The following is a 22,835-nucleotide window of genomic DNA, read 5'->3' as shown; positions in this document are numbered from 1 at the left end:
TGTTTTTCAATAAATCAGCGTAATCTATATACTATATTTATTTTAAGGAGGACTCATTATGGAAAATCCCATCGTCAAAATAAAACATCGTAATTTACTCGTGGTGACGATTATTATCGGTAGCTTTTGTACTGTTTTAAATCAAATGCTCCTAACCACTGCTTATCCAGATTTAATGAGACAATTCTCAGTTTCAACTTCTACCATTCAATGGTTAACAACTGGTTTCCTACTAGTTAATGGTATTATGATTCCACTCAGTGCATATTTGATGAATAACATTCGTACTAAAACTTTATATATTGGCGCTATTTCTCTTTTTCTAGTCGGTACCATCATTTGTTTAATAGCAAATTCATTTGATATGCTTCTACTTGGACGAATTATTCAAGCTATGGGTGTTGGAATTTCACTTCCCCTACTACAAACCATTATGTTGAGCATCTATCCAGAAAACGAGCGGGGAAAAGCACTTGGTATAGCAGGTATTGTTATTGGACTTGCTCCTGCAATTGGGCCAACTTTATCCGGTTGGATCATTGATACTTTTAACTGGCGATATCTTTTTGGGTTACTCATCCCGATTGTCGTATTAGTCATTGTCTTGTCCTTTATTTTTATGCAAGACGTATTACCTCTACATCCATCAAAAATTGATATTCTCTCGCCCGTCTTATCAACTTTAGGATTTGGTAGTTTACTTTATGGTTTTTCATTAGTTGGCGATCACGGATGGACAGATCCATTAGTTCTAATTCTTCTATTAGCTGGAGCGGCACTTGTTGTTCTTTTTAGTCGAAGACAAAAGAACATCAAAAACCCTTTTTTAAGTATGGCAGTATTCAAATCAAAACTGTTTACCAACACCACCATATTAAGTGGGATTGTAAACATGGCTATGGTTGGAGCAGAAATGGTGTTACCTCTTTATATCCAAAATGTCCGTGGGTATGATCCCTTTCACTCTGGTTTAGTTTTACTTCCTGGTGCACTTATTTTAGGTATCATGATGCCCATTACTGGAAAGATGTTTGACAAATACGGCGCTAAACATTTAGCGATTATTGGCATGAGTTTACTAACATTTGGGACAGCTTGTTTATGTACTCTAAATGAAAAAACTCCCATGCACTTTATTACCATTATTTACGGTATTAGAATGCTCGGGGTTGGGATGGTCATGATGCCAGTTACTACTGCCGGTATGAACTCTCTTCCTGATAATCTAATCAGTCATGGTTCTGCGACAAATAACACAGCAAAACAACTATTCAGCTCAATTGGAACAGCGATTCTCATTAGTTTTCTCTCGCAAGCAACACTTAGAGATATGCCACACAAATCTCTTTTGTTAACTTCTCCACTCACTTATAAATCCGACGTGTTATCTGCCACTCTGCATGGATATAACATCGCCTTTATTGTAGCAACACTATTTTGCGCGATGGGCTTAACACAAGCAATTTTGATGGGTGTCAATAAATCATTCAACAAAACAAAAAAACCCCAACAATCATAAAAATTGTTGGGGGTATTTCAATTATGTATATAATTTTTGGAAGCATTCAAAACAACATAGCTCTAAAACATGGGCGATTACTACAAAATTGATTTCCCTGTTTTGGAAGCATTCAAAACAACATAGCTCTAAAACAACAATACGAAATAAGGAGAATAAATCATGGTTTTGGAAGCATTCAAAACAACATAGCTCTAAAACACGGGTAAAGCAACCCTAACAGTATATCTTGTTTTGGAAGCATTCAAAACAACATAGCTCTAAAACTGTTATTTACTTTGTTAGCAGAGAAAACAGAGTTTTGGAAGCATTCAAAACAACATAGCTCTAAAACCTCGTAGAAAAAGATTTCGTAATCGCACTATAGAGACTCATAGCAGGTCTTTTGTTTTAAATGCTTCATTTTTAATTTTTCAAAGAGCTCTATTTGTACTTATTATACCATTAATTCTTATAAAAATAAAAATCCTCATCCAATATATAATTTGAGAAGCCTTTCATCTCATATCTTTCAATAAATAACACATCAACTTGATTTAAGCTAATAAATTCTAATAAAGACTTCATTTCATTGATTGATAAATACACACTAACATTTATAAAAACTAAACATTTTTTCTTATTTAAATATTTATAAACCTCAATAATCGTCAATATTTTTTGAAAAATAGATCCTTGCTCCACATCTATTTTTATGCCTAATGATTTAAATAGCTCTAGTATAGTTATCTCATCCATAATTAAATCTAGATTGTGGTCTACCAACTCATCTGAAATTATTGTTGTTATCTGATTTGTTAAAAACTCTATCTTTGTTTTCGTTTCAATATCGATATTTAATTGATTTTCTAAATCAGTATATATTAGCTTAATTATTGATGACGAATTAACATCAAATCTTAAAATATCTGTAATTAAAATCATGTCATTTGATTTCAAGTTATTATACTTAGAATCAAATAGTTTAATATCATTTGTTTCATCTATCCGATACAATTCTTGGACTACTTTAGTAAAATACGGTTGATTCTTGATAACAAAATATAATGGGCCATCAATCACAATAGGCGTATCTAATAAAGAAATATTCAATTTAATCATAATCATCACCTAAAAAAACAACTCTACTATCAGAATTACCGATACTCATATCTTTTTCTCCTGATAAATAAACCATACGTGCAAACTGTTTCTCTGTAATATTCAATACAGTTATAAGACCATCTTCAGGATTATTCTTTTGTAGTCTGGCTAGCATCGCTTTTGAAGATGTATCATTAAGTAATAGCTTGCTATAAACAGAAAATTGATGCATTAAGAATCCCTCATTAATCAAGAACTTTCTGAATTTACGATAAGCTTTTCTGTTTTCTGCTGTTTCTGTTGGCAAATCAAACATTACTAACATTCTCATATATCTATAACTCATATCCTGAAACTAGGAATACCTTCCATCTCTCCGTTTAATTTTTTTACCACTTTTTTGGTATAGTCACTTACAATATTAGTTAAATACATATTTTTATTATCATATTTATATGTATTACTAAATAATTCAAATAAATGTCGTTTTATTTGAATGAAATCTTTGCCTTGATGCTCATAGACTAGTTCATCAACAAGACAACGAAAAGGTTCCATCACATCACTTGCTAAATTATAGCTATTAAACTGATTACTATGCTTTAATCCCAATTGCGTAATACAACCATTTTTCACAATCTCTCTAGCAAATAAGCTCATAATTAAAGTATATCCATAATTCAGAGCACTGTTAATATCAGAATCATCACTCCTAGAAAAATCGGAACCAAACAATGTATTGAAATAAACTCTTGCAGCATGACCTTCACGGTTAGATGGATCAAGTGGTTGCAACTCATCATGTAAATATAAAAGGGAATCTGATTTTTCATGATAACTCTGATACTTTAAAAAAGTACTTTGGTTCAAAATTTTCTGCGAAATAATATCTGTCCATACTTCAATCTTAATTTCTTCTCCCCAATTAACTTGCTTAGATACTTGTAAACTACTATCATGTCTTCCATAGAAAGGAAGTAACTTACCAATTGGCAAACGATGGTCGTCACAAAATAGTATCAGAATATTTTCATCAACTAAACGCTTAACCAACATAGTAGTCAATGTAATATCTGTTGTTTCAAGTAATAGTATATCTATTTCAGATAGATGTATCATTTCACTTTGTTCGGGTGAGCGATATATTAAATGATTGTTTTTATAACTTATTTTTGAATGCGTGTTTATTACTATAACCCGCCAACCCATTATAATTTCTCCAAATCTATGCGAGTTTCATATAATCCGGTAATTGATTGGTAAATCAGTACACTTTCAAAAAGCTCTTTGATATCTGAAACTCTAGTATATCGGTATCTATTAATTTTCACTCCAAAATAATCAAAATCCATTGCTACCCCAAAACTAGTAAATTTCATTAAATTCAGACTGGATTTCGCTACGTCTAATATATTTACTTCCTTATTTTCACTATACTGTTTGTTAATTTTATTTAGGTTATTATCTGCTCCTATTAATTCTTTGGAGTAAGTATTTACTTCGTCCATCAATTTATCATAGTTTTGTCTATGCTCATTGATATATGTTAGGCTTTCTTTATTGCCATCGATTGCTTTTTGAGAATGATACAATAGTTCTACTAAAAAGCTAGGTAAAACAAATTGATTTCCTTTTTGTAACTCAGTTGCACTAGCTAACATCCGTCTCTTACCAGTCTTTGTTTCAAATAAACTGTATTTGGATAATTCTAGTAAAATCATCGGATTTGTATACCCTGTTTTTTCTAAATAGCTTTCTTTATCTTTTTGATATTCTATTATTTTAATCAACGGAATACCTACTACTTCATTTGTTAAAATTTGTTTTTTACCTTTTTTATATCGAATAAATAAACTAAGTGCAATCATGGGTTCTTTATAGCCACCATATTTTTTTGTATCTAGATTATTTTTAATCGGTATCAGTTTATTAGAATTACTGTGCGGATGAATCGTTTCTTTATAAAAACGCCCTTTTTGTTGTTCCACTTTTTTTACTATGTTCATTTGTCTATATTCTAATACTTTTTTAACCATCGAAATATCTTTATGTGACCATATTATTTCGCCGTTCTCATCTACTGATGGGGTTTCAGCATCAAAAAAATTCATAATATTTGTATACATATTTAATTTATCAGTTGCTGATAATCGTTTTTTTAATCCTTGCTTAGAAAATTCACCGTAGACAAATTCCCCCCTTAAATTTGGATACTTTTTCAGTAGTGTTGTCCCAACTACAGCATTTAGATAGGCATCATGAGCATGATGATAATCATTTAAATCTCGTAATTTATATAACCTGAACTTACTTCGAAATTGACTAGTTAGTGACGATTTTAATGTCAATACATTCACTGTTCGTTTTATATTTCCTTTTTCATCTTTTTCAACATTAAACTTTTCATCTAATAAACGTGCAACGTGCTTTGTAATCTGTCTTGTTTCAACTAATTGCCGATGAATAAATCCGGCTTTATCTGCTTCTGTTAACCCACCTCTTTCAACTTTTGTTAGATTATCAAATTTTCTTTTCGACATAGCTCCACTTTTTAATAATTTTTGCCAATAAGGCTTATTTCTCTTAACAACTTCTTTACTAGGAACATTATCTTTTTTCCCACGATTTTCTTTTGACGATACTAACACTAAGTTATCTAATGAATTGTCAGTAATAAAACTTTGTGGAATAATATGATCAATATCATGAGAAGATAATTTTGTAATATCCAAAGATTGTCCCGTATATAAGTCAATTCCATTTTGTAAGTAGTACAATAATAATCGATTACTTTTTAGTTCTTCATTTGACGGTAGTTTATTTTTCAATAAATCACTTTCAAGTTCCTTTAAACTTTTTTCTATCTGAGATTGTCGTGTATTACTTCTGTTAGTTCGTTGATTTTCTCGTGCCATCTCAACCACAATGTTACTTGGGTGTGCACCCATAATATCAACAATTTCATCGACTATTTTTAAACTCTGTAATATCCCTTTTTTTAACGCTGGACTCCCTGGTAAACTATTAACTAAATCTTCTTGTGATTTAAACTCTTTCTCACGTTGTTCTTCTGCAATAATATCGTTAAATGACAATAATGGGTCATTGATTAATTGCATAAAGTTCCTATTATTATTGGTTGGAAAACCATCATCATTTATTAAAAAATCAAGAATTGTCTTTTGACTTTCTTTGTCTTTTATACCTACTAATAATTTTTTTGATAACCTTCCCCAACCTGTATAATGACGTTTCTCTAATTTTTTTAACGTTTTATCAGATAATATCCCTTTGTACTGTGTTAATTGTTCCCGTATCATTTTTCTATCTTCAAAGAGGGTTAATATTTTAATGATATCTTCAATTATCTCTTCATTAGATGATTCATCTAAAAATTCCTTTGGTACACCTTGCTTAATCAAATCATGGTATGTGCTATAAACAGCATTAAAAGATTCTTCTATCCCTTCAACTGTTGTAACAGTAATTAAGTACTGATTTTCTAAGTAATTAATTAAATCTTTCTTAGTTACTTTTCTCTTTGATTTAAATAACTCTTCAAATATAGATATTTTTTCATCACTTGAAAAATTTAAAATTTTGCCTCTATCATCTTTATACTTAACTTTTGTCAATTCGTTAAAAATAATATATTTTTGATAAATTAGACTATTCTTTGGTAGCACTTTTTCATTTGGTAAATACAAATCGTAATTAGTCATTTTCTCAATAAACTTTGTGGCTGATTGAGATAAATCTACCTTTTCTTCCAAGTTCCAAGGAGTAATACTCCCTTTTTCTTTTCGAACAACCCATGAAAATCTACTGTTTCCATAAGCTAATGGGCCAACATAGTAAGGTATTCTAAACGTTAAAATCTGTTCAATCTTTTCTATATTTTCTTTTAAAAATGGGTAATGTTCACTTTGATTATTTAAAATTGCACTTAATTCTTCTAAATGAATTTGATATGGAATAACTCCATTATCATATGTCCTTTGTTTCCTTAAAAAGTCCTCATTTTCTATGCTATTTAAAAAAGATTCAGCATCAGATGTTTCAGAAAGTAACTTTTTCATATATTTATAAAAATCTTCTTCTCCTACTCCACCATCAATATAACCAGCATATCCATGTTTACTAGAATCTTTAAATACCTCATAATACCTATCAGGTAAATAAGATTTAATATAGTTTTTTAATTCTGCTAATTCCTTATGATGTTTCTTATATCTACTAATCATGCTAGATGATAATTTTGCATGACTTGATTCGTCAGTATTAGATAAAATATTAGACAATTCTATCGCGTCATAAACTGCCTTTGCAGATTCAAACAAATCTGCATAATCATCCCCAATCAACCCCAAGAGTATTTCAATATCTTGCTCATATTCTTCAGATGAATACTGTAGTTTTATTCCTTCCTCTAAATTGAATATTTTAGTAAAGTTTCCTTGGTTTCCAACAATCATTTTTACTAATTGTCCAAATAATGAATTAGATTTTTCTTTGGGAAAGTTATTTAATATACTCTCAGATTTCTTACTTCTTGACCCTTGTTCATTGATAATTTGATTTATTCTAATTTCACTATTTAAAGTTTGATAGTTTTCTTCGTCAATAAAGTCACTTTGATTATATACATTAATAAATTTTTCAAAACTATCATTAATAGAAACATTATTTGTCGAAAAGTTTCCTTCTATCAAAAAGTGTCCTCTATATTTTATAATATGAGAACAAGCTAAATAAACTAATCATAAATCTGCTTTTTCAGATGAATCTGCTAATTTTTTACGTAAATGGTAAATAGTAGGATAGATTTCATGGTACTCCTTATCTAACTTTTCCGTACCAAAAATTGGATAATGTTGGTATTTTTTATCTTCTAATCTTAAAAATGTTTCTCCTAACCTATCAAAAAAGTGTTTATCAATTTCAGACATAGGGACAGAAAAGATTTCTTGCAAGTAGTTTATTCTATTTCTTCTTCGAATGTATCTTCGGCGAGTTACTCTTTTTATACGTGTATCCTCTGCTGTATGTCCTTCTTCAAATAAACGAACTCCCCAGAAATTCTTCTTAATATATTTCTTAGTAGTATTGCCTTTTATTAACATTTTCTTTTTTATTAAGTCATTATTACTACCAATCACACTCCACCCCACACTACTTGTTCCTATATCTAATCCAATAGAATACTCCTTCACCATTTAATCTCCTCCGATTTTCCATTTGCTTTTTTATCAAAAAGACCCTATAATAAACTTGTTGGTAGCATTCAACACAACATAGCAAGTTAAAATAAGGCTTAGTCCGTAATCAACTTCTGTGGCGCTGTTTCGGCGCTTTTTTTATTTTATCTAGTAATCTAATTATACATCACTCTGTATAACTAATATACCTTTCTTTAACAAAACTGTTTTTTAAAACAAAAGAACCCCAACAATCATAAAAATTGTCGGGGTTTTATTTATATTATAATGAGTTAAATGTCTTCACTACATTTTCTACTGTAAAACCATATTCTTCAATCACTCTATTACCTGATGCACTTGCTCCAAATTTATCGATACCAATTGATTTACCTGATAAGCCAACATAACGGCCCCATCCAAATGTTGTTCCCATCTCGATTGACACGCGTTTACTGACAGATGATGGTAACACACTTTCTTTATAAGCTACATCTTGTGCGTCAAATAAAGTAGTTGATGGCATTGAAACGACTGACACATCCACGCCTTCTTTTTCATATAGTTCTGCTTGTGCATCCATCGCTAATTTCACTTCTGATCCAGTCGCGATTAAAATACCATCTGGTGTGTCACGTCTTGATGGTGACAATACGTATGCACCACGTGCCACGCCTTCATATGCTTTTTCTGTTGTGCCTTCAAGAACTGGTAAGTTTTGTCTTGATAAAGCTAAAACAGTTGGTGTTTCTGTTGATGTTGCAGCCAATTTCCATGCTGCTGATACTTCATTCCCATCAGCCGGACGAATTAAATTCACATTTGGCATACCACGTAAACTTGATAATTGTTCGATTGGCTCATGCGTTGGTCCATCTTCACCAACTGCAATTGAATCATGTGTTAACACAAATGTTACTGGTGCTTTTTGAATCGATGATAAACGTAATGCTGGACGTAAGTAATCAACGAATACAAAGAATGTTCCACCATACACGCGTGTTCCACCATGCAATGCAATACCATTCATCGCTGCCGCCATTCCAAATTCACGAACACCAAACCAAATATTACGGCCTTCGTATTGTCCAGGTTCAAAATCTTTCTCAGCTGCTACCATGGTATTATTCGATGATGATAAATCTGCAGATCCTCCCCAGAATGATGGGATTTCTTTAGATAATACTTGAATGGCTTCTTTACTTGTCACACGACTTGCTGCACTTTCACCAAGTTCGTATGTAGGTAAAACAGATTCCAAATCAATTGTCACGTCACCTTTGAATGCTTCTTCAAATTGTTTCGCTAGTTCTGGATAAGCAGCTTTGTAATCAGCAAATAGTTTTTGCCACTCTGCTTCTGCTTTTCCACCTTTTTCTACCATATCAGCGTGGAAACGTGTTGCCACTTCTTCTGGTACAGTAAATGCTGGGTAATCCCAACCGTAAGATTTTTTAGCAAACGCCACACCTTCAGCTCCAAGTGGCGCACCATGCACTTTGTTTGTTCCTTCATTTTCAGCACCAAAACCAATCACAGTTTTGACTTCAATCATGGTTGGTTTCGTTGTCTCTTTTTGCGCTGCTTCAATAGCATTTGCGATTTCTTCTAAATCATTGCCATCTTTTACTAAAATATGTTGCCATCCTGATGACTCAACACGACCCCTTACATCTTCAGTAAATGATTTATCTAAAGGTCCATCTAAAGAAATATCATTTGAATCATATAAAACGATTAATTTACCAAGTTTCAAATGACCAGCTAAACTGATTGCTTCTTGAGAAATACCTTCCATTAAATCACCATCACCACATAAAGCATACGTGTAATGGTCAACAATGTTAAATTTATCTTTGTTATATGTTGCAGCGAGGTGCGCTTCTGCCATCGCAAACCCAACACTCATTGCAATCCCTTGACCTAATGGACCAGTTGTTGCTTCAACACCATCAGTATGATGTACCTCTGGATGTCCTGGTGTTAAACTATCCCATTGACGGAATTTTTTTAATTCCTCCATTGGTAATTTATACCCTGACAAATGAAGTAAACTATAAAGCATTGCTGAACCATGTCCTGCAGATAAAACAAAACGGTCACGGTCTGCCCATTGTCTTGATGTCTTAGGATTTACCTTTAAGAATTTTGTCCAAAGAGTGTAAGCCATTGGTGCAGCTCCCATTGGTAATCCTGGATGTCCTGAATTTGCCTGTTGAATCATGTCTAGACTAAGTGTACGAATTGTGTTAACACCTAGTTGATCAGTTTGATCAAATAACATATAACGCCCTCCTATTTAGGTTTTATTTACCTTTATTACATTCTACATCGGATATTTTATTTTTACAAGCGTTTTTACATAAATAAAAACATAATGTTATCTGTCATGTAACCCTTTTTCTTTTTGAATTTGTTTTAATTTTTCAGGCGTAACATCTGTTCCTTCTTCATCAACGACTTTCATTCCTTCAATATGATTTCTCATACCTTTTCTAAAACTATTTAGATACTCTTCTCGAAGTAATTGTTGCTCTTTTTTTTCAACGTCAGTTAATCCTTCCGTTGTTTTTGATTTGTTTGCTAATTCGTTTATTCTTGCTAATTTTTTTTCGCTTAACATGAGTGTAAACCTCCTTAAAGTTCTAATTAAATAGTATCTTAAAAGGAATAAAAAAACAATTAATTGCAACAAAAAAGTACGAACATGCGTTTGATTTTAATGAAAATTTATGTTACACTCAAAAAAAAAGGAAATGAGGTATCATTATGTCAACTAAACGTTCCTCTAGACAATTAGACGTTTTAAAATACATACACGAACAAGTTGAAGAAAAAGGGTATCCTCCAACTGTTAGAGAAATCGGAACAGCTGTCAACCTTTCATCAACGTCAACCGTTCATGGACATCTTTCTCGTTTAGAAAAAAAAGGCTTAATTAGTCGTGACCCTACTAAACCAAGAGCTATTGAATTAACAAGCGAAGGATTAAAAATGATTGGTATCAACTCACCTTTCATTCCAATGTTAGGTGTAGTAACTGCTGGTGAACCAATTTTAGCTGTTGAAGAAGCATCAGACTTTTTCCCACTACCACCTGACTTAAAATATGAAGAAAACAGTTTATTCATGCTTACGATTCGTGGTGATAGTATGATAAACGCTGGCATATTCGATGGTGATCATGTTATTGTCAGAAAACAATCGTCAGCTATTAACGGTGAAATCGTCATTGCCATGACAGATGAAAACGAAGCAACATGTAAGAGGTTTTTTAAAGAAAAAAATCATATTCGTTTGCAACCAGAAAATGACACAATGGAACCTATCATATTAAGCAATGTCTCAATTTTAGGCAAAGTTGTCGGCCTTTATAGAAATCATATTTAATAAAGCATGATGTTATGCTTTATTTTTTTCTTTACAAAGAGAACAGATGTTTGTATAATATTTTCATAAAAAAAGAACGCACGTTCGTAAAAATTTAAGGAGTGTTTATATGTTTGCTATTAGACGATATGCTTTAATCTTAATTGTTTTAATTATTGGGATTATTTTAGGTACTTTAGGACTAGATGTGGCTCTGATTATTTTGACCCCTCTTGTATTACTCTGGTTAATGCTTTGGGATGAGAAAAGTTATAAACGTTCACAACAAAAAAATCACCATTTATCTTATAAAAAATAGTCATTGCTTTTTATACACGATTCATCTAACCTTAACTTAAAAGAAAGGATGATACGTTTGTCAAAAGAAACAATTGAACTAACCCGTGAATTAACCAATATACCTTCTCCAACTGGAGATACATCAACCATTATTGATTTTATTTATAATGAAATGACATCTCATGGTTATGAACCAACTATTAATAATAAAGGCAGCCTAATTATCACTGTTCCAGGTAAAACTTTAGATAAAGAAAGATTTATTACGGCTCACATTGATACATTAGGTGCAATGGTTCGTGCCATAAAACCAGATGGTCGATTGAAACTTGATTTAATTGGTGGATTTAACTTTAATGCCATTGAGGGTGAATATTGTACGATTCACACGCAAGACAATAAAACTTACACCGGAACCATCTTAATGCATCAAACGAGTGTCCACGTTTATAAAGATTCAGGAACAGCAAAACGCGACCAACAAAACATGGAAGTAAGAATTGATGAAAAAGTTTCTTCTAAAGAAGATACAGAAAATTTAGGTATTCAGGTAGGTGACTTTATTAGTTTCGATCCACGAACAGTGGTCACACCTTCTGGATACATAAAATCTAGACATTTGGACGATAAAGTTAGTGCGGCTATTCTAATGAATTTTTTAATTAATCTAAAAGAAACTAATCAAACGCTGCCATACACAACTCACTTTTTCTTCTCAAACAATGAAGAAATTGGTTATGGTGGTAACTCTAATATTTCTCCAAATGTTGTTGAATATGTCGCTGTTGATATGGGAGCTATGGGTGACGATCAACAAACAGACGAATACACTGTATCCATCTGTGTAAAAGATGCTAGTGGACCTTATCATCTTGGTTTAAGAAATCATTTTGTTTCTATTTGTAAAGAAAAAAGTATTCCTTATCAACTTGATATCTATCCATATTATGGAAGTGATGCCTCTGCAGCTATGAAGGCTGGAGCAGATGTGAAGCATGGATTAATTGGAGCAGGCATTGAATCTAGTCATGCTTATGAAAGAACACATAAGGAATCAATCCAATCTACTGAACACCTAGTATCAGAATACTTATTTAGTTCTTTGTCATAATAAAAAAACAAACTCTATGATGTTGTTCTTTTATATAAAACTATTTCACTTGACCTTTTCTTGTTTTCGTCGTATGGTTAGTCCATAAGCTTATATTATAGTGTGGTTTTTTAGCCATGATGAGCAGGCAATATATGGGTTGCTTAAGTCCTTAGTCTCCATATTTAACTTAGTAATTAGTATTTAATTGTTAAGATTGCCTCAAAAGGTATAATATAGTCTTATCGTTCGTTATTGATATGTTTAACACGCTTATCAATATCACTAGATTAATCGACTAGCTCATCACAACGATTACGTCTACATGAACTAAATAACGAACTAATTAAGATGTTATATTCTAAAGGAGGAAATTATTTATGTCAGTAGTGTTAAAAGTAGAAGAAAGAGCGACTAGACCAAGATCTATCCGCAAAAAATTAAGAGAAGAAGGTCGTGTACCAGCTGCTGTAAACGGCAATGGTATCCAAAACTTATCTATCTCTGTAAATGCTCGTCAATTGGAAAAAGATATCCGAGAAAACGGTATGAACGCGGTATACGTACTAGATTTAGACGGTAAAAAAATTAGTACATTATTACATACTTATGAATTAGATACATTTACTAAATCTTGGGTTCATGTTGAATTCTTAGCTGTAGATATGTCTCAAGAAACTGAAGTTGAAGCAGAATTGGCACTTGTTGGCACTCCTAAGGGGGTTAAAGCTGGTGGGGTTCTTGAACAAAACTTATACACCGTAGTTGTTTCTGCAACTCCTGATAAATTACCAGAACGTGTTGAAGTTGATATTACTAACTTAGAAATTGGTGATTCTTTAGTAATTGCTGATATTCCAAAACACGAAGAATTCTCTATCGTAACAGATGCTGAAGAACAAATCTGTTCTGTATCTGAAATGTCAGCTGCTGTTGAAGAAGATGCTGAAACAGCTGAAGCTGCTGAACCAGAATTAGTTAACGCTAAAACTGAAGAAGACTAATTTTATCATAATGCAAACTGGACTTTTATAAGTCCAGTTTTTTTATACCTTAAGAGATTCCTAAAATTGACAAATATCTCCTACTCTTTTGTTCTTTGTATGATAAAATACTTAGTGAATTACTCTTATTTAAAAGAAAGTAGGTTAATTGTATGGTTGGTATAGATAAAATAAATTTTTACACTCCAAATACGTATATCGATTTAGAAGAATTGGCGAAACATCGAGGCGTTGATCCTGCAAAATTTACAATAGGTATTGGTCAATCTAAAATGTCAGTCCCACCTATTAGTCAGGATACTGTCAGTATGGCAGCTAATGCAGCCTACCCTCTACTTACGGAAAATGATTTAAATAACATAGATTTAATTGTCGTAGGTACAGAAACAGGTGTTGATGAGTCTAAGTCTGTTGCCTCATTTATTCATGATTTGTTGGATATACATCCTTTCGCTAAATCCGTTGACTTGAAACAAGCATGTTTTGGTGCAACTGCTGGACTTATGATGGCTGTTGATTTTGTAAGATTACATCCTGATAAAAAAGCCCTAGTTATTGGGTCTGATATTTCAAGATACGGTCTTAATAGTTCTGGAGAAGTAACACAAGGTGCTGGATCAGTTGCCATGATAGTGAGTTCTAATCCAAAAATTATTGAAATCGAAGAAACTTCTGTATCAATGACAAAAAGTATTTTTGATTTTTGGCGTCCAAACTATTCTAAAACTGCCATTGTAGATGGAAAATTCTCAAATGAAGCGTATATTTCTTTTTTCAGTGAGTTATGGGTAGAATATTCTAAACGGACTAATCTATCACTAGAAGATTTTTCTGCTTTTTGTTTCCATTTACCTTATACCAAAATGGGGAAAAAAGCTTTACTACCAATTTTGGAGAAAGAGGCACCAAAAAACAAAGACTTATTACTAGAAAACTACCAATATAGTACAAACTACTCTCGTGATATCGGAAATATTTACACTGGTTCATTGTATTTAAGTTTTATGTCCTTGATTGAACATGCGTCATCTTCTCTTACCGCAACTGATCGCATTGGTTTCTTTAGTTACGGTAGTGGTGCTGTAGCAGAAATATTTACCGGAAAATTAGTTGATGGTTTTAAAGATTCTTTATTAGTAGCTGAACATGAAAAACTATTAACCAATAGAATAGATTTATCTATCGAAGACTATACGACGATGTTTACCAAAGAATTAAGCATCGATTCAGATGGTAATCATTTGTTTAATCAAGATAAAACAGACAATAGCATCTTTTTCTTTAAAGGTACTGATAATCATCAACGTCTGTACGGTAAAAACTAAATTTCAAGGAGAATATTTTAGTGACGAATTTATTTAATAAGTTTTATAAGAAAACACGAGATGAAAGACTCTCTATCTTACTTAGTGAGCATTATCTAGACGACAAAGACTATTGCTTGTTTAAAAACAATTCACCTTTAGATAATGACGTGGCTAATTCTCTGATTGAAAATCAATTAACTCAATTTCCACTTCCTTTAGGTGTTGCACTGAATTTTCTGATTGATGGTGAAGAAAAAATCATTCCAATGGTTGTTGAAGAGCCTTCTGTTATAGCTGCTTGTAGCAATGCTGCTAAATTAGCTAGACCCAATGGTTTTAAAACATCTATCGAAACTTATTTGAAACGCGGGCAAATTATCTTAACAGGCGTAACGAATCCAAATGACGCTAAAAAGCTAATTTTGTCACAGGTTGATAAAATTAAAGAAGTCGCAGATAACGCTCACCCATCAATCGTAAAACGTGGTGGCGGGTTAAAAGAGATTACTTGCGACATTTTTGAATCTGAAAACGGTGATGATACATTTTTAACTGTGTATTTATTAGTAGATGTCCAAAAAGCTATGGGAGCGAATATTATTAATACGATTCTTGAAGGGGTCACCCCACTTATTGTTGATTTAGTCGGTGGTGAAGCACTGATGTCTATTTTGAGTAACTATAACACCGAATCCCTTGTCACTTCGACTTGCTCGATTCCTTTTGATAAACTTGGAAATCAATCAACTAGTGGGAAAAACATTGCTCAAAGAATTGAAAAAGCCACTCAATATGCCAACCTCGATACATATCGTGCTGTCACTCATAATAAAGGCATCATGAATGGTATTGATTCTGTTGTTATTGCAACAGGAAACGATCCGCGAGCTGTCTCGGCTGCTGCTCATGCATATGCTAGCAAGAACGGTACGTATCAAAGTATGACAGAATGGCACGTGCAAGATGAGTACTTAGTTGGGAAACTGACTTTACCGATGTCAATTGGTAGCGTGGGAGGAGCTATTTCGGTTCTTCCTATGGCACAAGCAAATTTAAATATGATGTCTATATCAACGTCTGAAGAACTTGCTAGAATAATTGTTTCAGTAGGTCTTGCTCAAAACCTTGCCGCACTAAAAGCACTGGTTAGTGATGGTATTCAAAAAGGGCATATGAAATTACATGCAAGCTCTTTAGCTATACAAGTTGGCGCCACTGGGGATGAAATAGAACAAGTCACAGAAAAACTAAGACAGTCTCCCCATATGAATACCCAAACAGCCACAGATATTTTAAACCAATTAAGACAAAAATAAAAAGCAACTCCAGTTTCATTTGGAGTTGCTTTTTCAATTATAATAAATGATTATCTTTTAATAACTCTTCAACAAATGTGCCTTGAATTTTTTTCAGTTCATGTTTTTCAACCTTACTCATTAACCAAGGTACTTTTATTTCAGGGAGAGTTTTCTTATCTGTTAAATAATAAGTTGCACGAAGTAATGTTCGAATATCAAATGCTGATGCGAATACTTCAGGTACGCCTCTATCAACGTCCATTAATTCATACACAGCTTCCATCGCTGTTCTAACAGAATACTCTGTTGTAAACACTGTGTCTCGTTTCGTTTCAGCAAAATTTCCAATGAATGCTAGATTTTTAGAACCATTTGGGACAACTAATGGTCTATCACCATTTGCTCTTGGCATAAAGTAAGACGTAATAAATGGCATATAAGTTGGGATAACATTAACAGAATTTTTAGCTAAATCATCAATCTTATCAACGGGTACCCCAATATGATACAACCATTCTTTCGCTATTTCTTCACCAGTACATGAGGTAATTGGTTTCTTCACATAATTTCCATCTTTGTTTGAACACAATGCGTAAAACCAGATAACTAATTCATCTTTAGGTTGTTTTTTAAAGTGCGGTTGACGATTAATAGTGTAACTTTGACGCCAATTTGAATCTTCAGAATAGACAATCCCACCTGTCACAACACGACCAGAATAAGGATCTCTTTTACTGATATTTTCAAGATATGGTGCTATTTTTTTATCTAATGTTGTAATTGTAGCTGATATAACCCAGCTTTCACTTGGTAAGTTTTCACAGAATTTTTCTGGGTGACCAAATTCATCACATTGTTCAGCTAATTTTTTCCATAGATTCCAACTACCACCAAGATCTTCTGTACTTGGAATTGGCGCTGGTGTTGTTTGTGTACCATAAGTTGAACTTTCAGTGATTGAACCATTTGTTACAAACACTAAATCGTCTTCTTTTAACTCGATTGTTTGTTCTTTACCGTCTACTATTAATTCTAATTTTTCAGCTATTTTTTGATTGTTAGAACAATTCACGATGATATTATCAACTTTTGTATTGTATTGGACTGTCACACCTTGCTCAGTTAAATAGTCAACTAATGGCATCACCAGAGATTCATACTGATTGTATTTTGTGAATTTCAATGCACTAAAATCTGCTAATCCATCAATATGATGAACAAAACGCATTAAGTAGCGACGCATTTCCATTGCTGAGTGCCAGTTTTCAAAGGCAAACATTGTACACCAATATTTCCAAAAATTAGAGTCAAAAAATTCTTGTGAAAAGACTTCATCAATCCTCTTATCTTGTAAGTCATCCTCTTTAGTTAAACACAATGAGATAATTTCTTTTAATCCTTTTTCAGTCAATGTAAATTTTCCATCAGTATCTGATTGAATACCTTGGCTATGAATCAAGCGACATTCTGATGAGTTTGGGTCTTCTTTATTTAACCAATAAAATTCATCTAATACTGAGGCATTTTCTACCTCTAATGATGGAATTGAACGATATAAATCCCATAAGCATTCAAAGTGATTTTCCATCTCACGTCCACCACGTATAACAAAACCATAATGATTTTTATCAATCCCATCAAGAGACCCACCTGGAAGTGGTAATTCTTCTAAAATCGTAATTTTGTTACCCGGTAATTGAGCATCTCTGATTAAAAAAGCTGCTGCAGATAATGAAGCTAATCCTGATCCTACTAAATAGACAGCTGAAATTTTATCTGTTCTTTCTGGTTTCTTTGGTCGAGCAAATGCTTCATAATTTCCATTACTTGTATACATTATCATAACCTCCAGTATTTGTTTCTACCCTTACTAAAGACTATTTTAACGCACATAATCTAAATAAACATTTTATTTAATGCGTTTAAAATGACGAAAAAGACTATTTATTCAACAAAAGTTAAAATTCTTATAAGAACAATTTGTACGCATTATAAAAATTGACAAGAAGGACACCAATTATCACAAATTGATAAATTGTCGTCACTTTTTCTGATGATACTATTTTACTTAAATAAGCTCCTAAAAAACCACCAATAATACCAGCTGGAATGATATACATAAGTAAACTTAAATCGAATTGAGAAAATCCGGTACTTACTGAAATCGTGATAACCTTTGATAATTGTGAAAAAAGAATCGTAATAATAGAATATACTGTGGCATCTTTAATGGGTACTTGAAACAGCATCATCAATAGAGCCACATTTAAAGGTCCTCCCCCTATTCCTAGAAAACTAGCAATCGCTCCTAAAAATAACCCACATCCTAGAATAGAAATCGTACTGTTTAACTGGTACCCTCTCCAGTGCTTTTTACTATATGCATATGAAAAGAGTAACGTTGCAACAATCAAGACGATTTGAACCAATGAGACAATCTTTTCAGAAGGCATGATGCCAACTAATTTGTCCAATCCAAGACTGCCAAATATACCACCTAAGACAGAACCAAAAGATAGCCATAATGCAAATGACCAATTTATTTTAATCCCATTTTGTGCTTGCCTAATTGTTGAGACGATCGACATACTTAAAACAGCTACAGTTGAGTAAAATGAAATACTTAATACGTCATGAAATCCTAATATATCAAATAATGGTTTGATGATCACTCCTCCACCCATACCTGATACGGCACCTATACTATTTGCAAAAATAATAATGAAAAAATAAATCCAACCAACCATGTTTTCCCTCCTAAAAAAGACTACTTACCTCCTAGTTTATCGGGTGATCAGTAGTCTGTCTATTAATATTAAAGCAAATAAGATAGAAGTGGCGAGATGTTTTTATCGTACGCAATATACAGTCGATTCATAGCACGAGAAAAGGCTGTATATAGTATTTTTTGATCTCTAATGTCATGGTAATGCTCACTTGACGCACCCCAGAGTAGCACATTATCAAATTCAAGACCTTTAGCTAAGTTAATACTTGTCACCTGCACATTCAATGACTCGTCAAACCAATGTTCAAGTAATTCTTTTTCGTCCTCTGTTTTAACAATAATGGTTAATATTTCGCCGTCCAATTCTGTTAAAATATCCGTTACGATTGTGTTGATATCAGATAACTCGTTATACTGAATCAGCACAGGTTCGTCTCCTTGTGGTCTGATTGGCACAATTGTTGCATTTTTTGATAAAGATAATTCATTAAATGCTTTCGTAATAGCCCCTGTCGAACGATAACTCGTCAATAGTTGATAGGTCGTTAATTCTTTACCATCAGAGGTAAACAATGCTTCAATTGCTTTAAATGGTGTGTTTGTATTAAAAATAGCCTGATTCTCATCCCCCACCATAGTAAAATCACTTTTTGGAAACAACAACAGTAAGAATTGTAACTGTGCTGGAGTGTAGTCTTGCACTTCATCCACTAAGACAAATCGCATATTTGGCATAGTAAGTCGTTCTACGTAATAGTGCGTAATTGTCAGAATCGCAATGGCCTCATCTAACGTAATAGGAGCCATTTGTCTTTGATACGTGACACCTGAAAATCCTTTAAATAATTCATTAAATAAAATCTCCTGATTTAGCCAACGATAACGATTGATTTGCTGCGTTACTTTTTTATATTTCTTCCTTAAAAGCTGTTCAGCATAGCGTGTTAAACTTTTTTCAGAATCATCTTGGATTAAATGACCAAAGTATTTTTCTTGTTGTTCTTCTGTTAAAGATGTGACTTGGTCATGGATTTTTTTAGTTCTAGATTGTTGGATTAAGCGTTGATTCCAACTGCTTAACAAGCGTTGTTTTACTCCTTGTACTCGGTCAACATGCGGACTATTGTTTGGTGTTTCATCAAATAATTTTTTGATATGCTCTTTTGGAATAATCGTTTTATCACGTAATGTAATATCATCAAACAATTTACTGCTATCAAACTCACGATAAACATTATCTTTTATGTAATGAATAAACTGACCATCTCTTAAATACTCTGTTTCTTTTGACACGCTTTCTTTGGAGATTCGTTTGAAATAATTTTCTTCTGACTCAATATGTCGACGCATATAACTTTGAGCAAATTGTAACAGTGTTATGTTGCGTGGATTTTTTTCTCCTAATGATGGCAATACGTCTGACACGTATTGAATAAATGCTTTGTTTGGAGACAGTATCAACACATCATCAGAGGTAATGTCATCTTGCATATTATATAGTAAATACGCAATTCGTTGCATGATAGCAGATGTTTTCCCACTACCTGCGACTCCATTGACTAGCATATAAGGCGTACTTGTGTCACGAATAATTACATTTTGCTCTTTTTGAATTGTCGCTGTGATGTCACGCATTTTTTTGGTATCATCTTTTGCTAAAGCATCGAGCAATACATCGTCTTGAATCGACACCATCGTATCGAAATAAGTAATCAGCTTGTCTTTTTCAATGACAAATTGACGTCGTTCTTCAATGGATGTTTCAATGGTATTTCCTCTCACGTCATATGATGAAGGGCCTATTTCATTATTATAGAATAATTCAGCTATTGGAGAGCGCCAATCATAAATCAAGTTATCATTATTAGCATCTGAAAAACCATGCATCCCAATATAAAAAGACTCTGGCTCTTCTTCATCTAAAAAGTCGACTTTAATTTTTCCAAAATATGGATTTTCTAATAATCGATTAACTTTATCTAAAGTGACTTCACCATTTCTAATTTTGATATTATACTGATCAATTTCACGATTTTTCATTTCTATTTGCGAAAAACTATCTAACTTATCAGATATGCCATCTACATTTAGTTTAATGTCTTCTGTAATTTTGCTCATCATCGTTTGACCAGATTGCTTTGTTTCATTTAACCACTCACCAAGTGTTTTTTGTGTTTTCTGCAACTGATGATACGTTGATTTCAAATAATCTTCTTCTTGTTGTCGAATTTTTTCAGACATTGATGTTCATTCCTTTCAACATGGAACTGCATTATTAAAGAATAACCATATCATCATTTTTTTTCTAAGACAAGATAAGAACACTCGTTTAGCCAAATAATCTAAAAGACTGCGGTAAATACTTAAAAAGTATCCCCGCAGTTTACCCTATTTTCATTTATACATATGTAATGGATAAGTAGTAAATTCTACTTCGTTTAATTTTTCTGCTGTGATAAATCCTGCTGGTGCTTGTAATAATGATGGAATACGATTCACAACAGTCGCACATGTATGAGCCAAGGATACATGAAACATTGGCGTTAAATCTTAACGCATTAAAAGAACAACAAAAAAAGATTCAGCAACAAATCAATATCACTGAAACGTTTTTAAATAATAACATGATTTACCAAAAAAATAGAGAAATTCAATCTTTTGAATACCAATCATTCCCAACTCGTTACCTATATACGTACACAATTGATGTCAATATCTATGATTTATCGAGTATGGAGTACGAAAGTTATCTGAGACAGTTCAAACAGTCACTTGCAACACATCATTTACCTAATCTACAGTTCAGTCATGTTGGCACTATCATCAAACAGACTGATTTACTTCAAGATAATCTTTACTCCAATACTTTTTTCGTTTTTTGTTCGGCTGATTTGAACCATTTATCAAATGTTGTGACTTTAAAATCTAGCGAATTTGTAATTGATTACTATCAGTCTTTCGTTAAAGAAAAAAAGATGTTTCATAGCCTTTAAAGACAAAGTGACTACCTCACACAGACGAATTAATGGTGACTATTTATGTGAAATTATCAGAAAAATGTCACATACTTCAAAACTAGAGAGAAATATGTTTATTAGAATCCAAATACCAGTTAGTCAATAAAAAACCTTTTTGCATTTTAGTTCTTTTTTTAGTACGATAGCGATAATAAGTAACGTAGAAAGGGTCGAGCAACATGGTCAAACATAAAAAAATTATATTACCTAAGTATCAACAAGTGGCAATTGAAATTGCTGAACGAATTGATACGAATTACTATAAAGTTGGTGACAAAATTCATGCCAGATCAACTTTAGCTAATACTTTTAGTGTATCACCCGAAACAGCCAGAAAAGCTGTCAATATTTTAGTTGATGTTGGTATTATGGAAGTCAAACATGGCAGTGGTGTCATTGTAGCATCAAAAGAAAAAGCAACCTCTTTTTTATCACAATATAAAGATGTCCAAAATATTGAAGAAATCAAACAAGACTTACTAATGAATATTCAACAACAAAAAAAGGAATTGGATGACTTAACTGATTTAGCGAATTTACTTGTTTCTCAAACAAAAAAAATCAATCATGCCAATCCACTTCTTCCATCTGAGCTACTTTTAACAAACGAAGCAAAGTATCTCAATCAAACCATCAAAGACTTAAATCTATGGCAAGAAACATCCGCAACAGTTGTCGCTATATTACATGACCAACAGCTTCTCGTATCACCTGGTCCTTACGCAAAAATAACTGCTGGTGACATTTTATATTTCATTGGAGATGAATTTTCAAAACAACGTCTCTCAAATTTTTTTTATCCATCTGAATCCTAGTTATATCAAGCCTTATTATCATTTTATTTTCAGAAAATATGATAATAAGGCTTTTTTATCTTTGACAAAGTGACCATTTCGTTATAACATAGTGTGGTCACTTCGAG

18 protein-coding genes, 1 pseudogene and 1 CRISPR repeat array are annotated in these 22,835 nt (G+C 32.7%); of the genes and pseudogenes, 9 read left to right on the top strand and 10 right to left on the bottom strand.

Annotation, left to right across the window (positions count from 1 at the left end):
• Positions 1-58: 58 nt before the first annotated feature.
• Entirely contained in the window at positions 59-1,519 is a 1,461-nt protein-coding gene (locus DW196_RS06230) for an MDR family MFS transporter (protein ID WP_118250644.1), read from the top strand.
• A 33-nt stretch (positions 1,520-1,552) separates the two neighbouring features.
• A CRISPR array of direct repeats spans positions 1,553-1,853; the repeat unit is 36 nt; unit sequence GTTTTGGAAGCATTCAAAACAACATAGCTCTAAAAC.
• A 110-nt stretch (positions 1,854-1,963) separates the two neighbouring features.
• Here DW196_RS06230 and csn2 read toward each other — a convergent pair.
• From csn2 to DW196_RS06200, 6 genes and pseudogenes are all read right to left on the bottom strand, one after another.
• The gene (csn2, locus tag DW196_RS06225; RefSeq protein ID WP_158563535.1) at positions 1,964-2,620 is read right to left on the bottom strand and encodes a type II-A CRISPR-associated protein Csn2; all 657 of its coding nucleotides are present in this window, start codon (positions 2,618-2,620) and stop codon (positions 1,964-1,966) included.
• Entirely contained in the window at positions 2,613-2,948 is a 336-nt protein-coding gene (gene cas2, locus DW196_RS06220) for a CRISPR-associated endonuclease Cas2 (protein WP_071456516.1), read from the bottom strand. The genes csn2 and cas2 overlap by 8 nt, the downstream gene beginning before the upstream one ends.
• Positions 2,945-3,814 (bottom strand): type II CRISPR-associated endonuclease Cas1, encoded by an 870-nt coding sequence (gene cas1, locus DW196_RS06215; protein WP_199566562.1) that lies wholly within the window; start codon positions 3,812-3,814, stop codon positions 2,945-2,947. Before cas1 ends, cas2 begins: the two co-directional genes overlap by 4 nt.
• Positions 3,811-7,818 (bottom strand): annotated as a pseudogene (cas9, locus tag DW196_RS06210) (type II CRISPR RNA-guided endonuclease Cas9). Before cas9 ends, cas1 begins: the two are co-directional and overlap by 4 nt.
• Positions 7,819-8,083: 265 nt before the next feature.
• Positions 8,084-10,084 (bottom strand): transketolase, encoded by a 2,001-nt coding sequence (gene tkt / locus DW196_RS06205; protein WP_118250642.1) that lies wholly within the window; start codon positions 10,082-10,084, stop codon positions 8,084-8,086.
• A 96-nt stretch (positions 10,085-10,180) separates the two neighbouring features.
• Positions 10,181-10,423: a DUF896 family protein gene (locus DW196_RS06200; RefSeq protein ID WP_071456512.1), complete on the bottom strand. Its 243-nt coding sequence runs from the start codon at positions 10,421-10,423 to the stop codon at positions 10,181-10,183.
• Positions 10,424-10,569: 146 nt separating this feature from the next.
• Between DW196_RS06200 and lexA the strand changes: the two genes are divergently transcribed.
• The 6 genes from lexA (at position 10,570) to DW196_RS06170 (ending at position 16,186) form a co-directional block, all read left to right on the top strand.
• Complete coding sequence (gene lexA / locus DW196_RS06195) at positions 10,570-11,190, top strand: transcriptional repressor LexA (protein ID WP_118250641.1); 621 nt, start codon at positions 10,570-10,572, stop codon at positions 11,188-11,190.
• A gap of 109 nt (positions 11,191-11,299) precedes the next feature.
• Positions 11,300-11,488 carry a hypothetical protein gene (locus DW196_RS06190; RefSeq protein ID WP_071456510.1) on the top strand — a complete coding sequence of 63 codons (189 nt, stop codon included), beginning with the start codon at positions 11,300-11,302 and terminating at the stop codon, positions 11,486-11,488.
• 48 nt (positions 11,489-11,536) lie between these two features.
• Positions 11,537-12,580 (top strand): M42 family metallopeptidase, encoded by a 1,044-nt coding sequence (locus DW196_RS06185; RefSeq protein WP_187363585.1) that lies wholly within the window; start codon positions 11,537-11,539, stop codon positions 12,578-12,580.
• Between the two features lie 359 nt (positions 12,581-12,939).
• The gene (locus DW196_RS06180; protein WP_118250639.1) at positions 12,940-13,563 is read left to right on the top strand and encodes a 50S ribosomal protein L25/general stress protein Ctc; all 624 of its coding nucleotides are present in this window, start codon (positions 12,940-12,942) and stop codon (positions 13,561-13,563) included.
• A 152-nt stretch (positions 13,564-13,715) separates the two neighbouring features.
• Complete coding sequence (locus DW196_RS06175; protein WP_118250638.1) at positions 13,716-14,888, top strand: hydroxymethylglutaryl-CoA synthase; 1,173 nt, start codon at positions 13,716-13,718, stop codon at positions 14,886-14,888.
• A 20-nt stretch (positions 14,889-14,908) separates the two neighbouring features.
• Positions 14,909-16,186 carry a hydroxymethylglutaryl-CoA reductase, degradative gene (locus DW196_RS06170; protein ID WP_071456506.1) on the top strand — a complete coding sequence of 426 codons (1,278 nt, stop codon included), beginning with the start codon at positions 14,909-14,911 and terminating at the stop codon, positions 16,184-16,186.
• A gap of 37 nt (positions 16,187-16,223) precedes the next feature.
• Here the strand turns inward: DW196_RS06170 and DW196_RS06165 are convergent, their stop codons facing one another.
• The 4 genes from DW196_RS06165 to DW196_RS06150 form a co-directional block, all read right to left on the bottom strand.
• A complete protein-coding gene (locus DW196_RS06165) occupies positions 16,224-18,005 on the bottom strand; it encodes an oleate hydratase (RefSeq protein ID WP_118250637.1) in 1,782 nt (593 codons plus the stop codon).
• A gap of 130 nt (positions 18,006-18,135) precedes the next feature.
• Positions 18,136-18,915 carry a sulfite exporter TauE/SafE family protein gene (locus tag DW196_RS06160; RefSeq protein ID WP_118250636.1) on the bottom strand — a complete coding sequence of 260 codons (780 nt, stop codon included), beginning with the start codon at positions 18,913-18,915 and terminating at the stop codon, positions 18,136-18,138.
• 68 nt (positions 18,916-18,983) lie between these two features.
• On the bottom strand, positions 18,984-21,137 hold the full coding sequence (locus DW196_RS06155) for a UvrD-helicase domain-containing protein (RefSeq protein WP_118250635.1): 2,154 nt from the start codon (positions 21,135-21,137) through the stop codon (positions 18,984-18,986).
• A gap of 153 nt (positions 21,138-21,290) precedes the next feature.
• Positions 21,291-21,434: a hypothetical protein gene (locus DW196_RS06150; protein WP_187363584.1), complete on the bottom strand. Its 144-nt coding sequence runs from the start codon at positions 21,432-21,434 to the stop codon at positions 21,291-21,293.
• On the opposite strand from DW196_RS06150, the gene DW196_RS06145 reads away from it, so the two are divergent.
• Complete coding sequence (locus tag DW196_RS06145) at positions 21,434-21,889, top strand: hypothetical protein (protein ID WP_118250634.1); 456 nt, start codon at positions 21,434-21,436, stop codon at positions 21,887-21,889. The genes DW196_RS06150 and DW196_RS06145 overlap by 1 nt on opposite strands.
• A 203-nt stretch (positions 21,890-22,092) precedes the next feature.
• Positions 22,093-22,728, top strand: a complete 636-nt coding sequence (locus tag DW196_RS06140; protein WP_117973103.1) for a TrkA C-terminal domain-containing protein — start codon at positions 22,093-22,095, stop codon at positions 22,726-22,728.
• Positions 22,729-22,835 lie beyond the last annotated feature (107 nt).

It is taken from the genome of Vagococcus sp. AM17-17 (genome assembly GCF_003471765.1).
GTDB classification, from domain to species: domain Bacteria; phylum Bacillota; class Bacilli; order Lactobacillales; family Vagococcaceae; genus Vagococcus; species Vagococcus teuberi.
The sequence above is the reverse complement of the archived record's forward strand: the minus strand, read 5'-3'. Positions and strand labels throughout refer to the sequence as shown.

What these genes read in the sequence shown, in the direction of transcription:
- DW196_RS06230 (WP_118250644.1), top strand. Translation starts at nt 59, where the DNA reads ATGGAAAATCCCATCGTCAAAATAAAACATCGTAATTTACTCGTGGTG.
- csn2 (WP_158563535.1), bottom strand. Translation starts at nt 2,620, where the DNA reads ATGATTAAATTGAATATTTCTTTATTAGATACGCCTATTGTGATTGAT.
- cas2 (WP_071456516.1), bottom strand. Translation starts at nt 2,948, where the DNA reads ATGAGTTATAGATATATGAGAATGTTAGTAATGTTTGATTTGCCAACA.
- tkt (WP_118250642.1), bottom strand. Translation starts at nt 10,084, where the DNA reads ATGTTATTTGATCAAACTGATCAACTAGGTGTTAACACAATTCGTACA.
- DW196_RS06200 (WP_071456512.1), bottom strand. Translation starts at nt 10,423, where the DNA reads ATGTTAAGCGAAAAAAAATTAGCAAGAATAAACGAATTAGCAAACAAA.
- lexA (WP_118250641.1), top strand. Translation starts at nt 10,570, where the DNA reads ATGTCAACTAAACGTTCCTCTAGACAATTAGACGTTTTAAAATACATA.
- DW196_RS06190 (WP_071456510.1), top strand. Translation starts at nt 11,300, where the DNA reads ATGTTTGCTATTAGACGATATGCTTTAATCTTAATTGTTTTAATTATT.
- DW196_RS06185 (WP_187363585.1), top strand. Translation starts at nt 11,537, where the DNA reads ATGATACGTTTGTCAAAAGAAACAATTGAACTAACCCGTGAATTAACC.
- DW196_RS06180 (WP_118250639.1), top strand. Translation starts at nt 12,940, where the DNA reads ATGTCAGTAGTGTTAAAAGTAGAAGAAAGAGCGACTAGACCAAGATCT.
- DW196_RS06175 (WP_118250638.1), top strand. Translation starts at nt 13,716, where the DNA reads ATGGTTGGTATAGATAAAATAAATTTTTACACTCCAAATACGTATATC.
- DW196_RS06165 (WP_118250637.1), bottom strand. Translation starts at nt 18,005, where the DNA reads ATGTATACAAGTAATGGAAATTATGAAGCATTTGCTCGACCAAAGAAA.
- DW196_RS06160 (WP_118250636.1), bottom strand. Translation starts at nt 18,915, where the DNA reads ATGGTTGGTTGGATTTATTTTTTCATTATTATTTTTGCAAATAGTATA.
- DW196_RS06155 (WP_118250635.1), bottom strand. Translation starts at nt 21,137, where the DNA reads ATGTCTGAAAAAATTCGACAACAAGAAGAAGATTATTTGAAATCAACG.
- DW196_RS06150 (WP_187363584.1), bottom strand. Translation starts at nt 21,434, where the DNA reads ATGTTTCATGTATCCTTGGCTCATACATGTGCGACTGTTGTGAATCGT.
- DW196_RS06140 (WP_117973103.1), top strand. Translation starts at nt 22,093, where the DNA reads ATGGTCAAACATAAAAAAATTATATTACCTAAGTATCAACAAGTGGCA.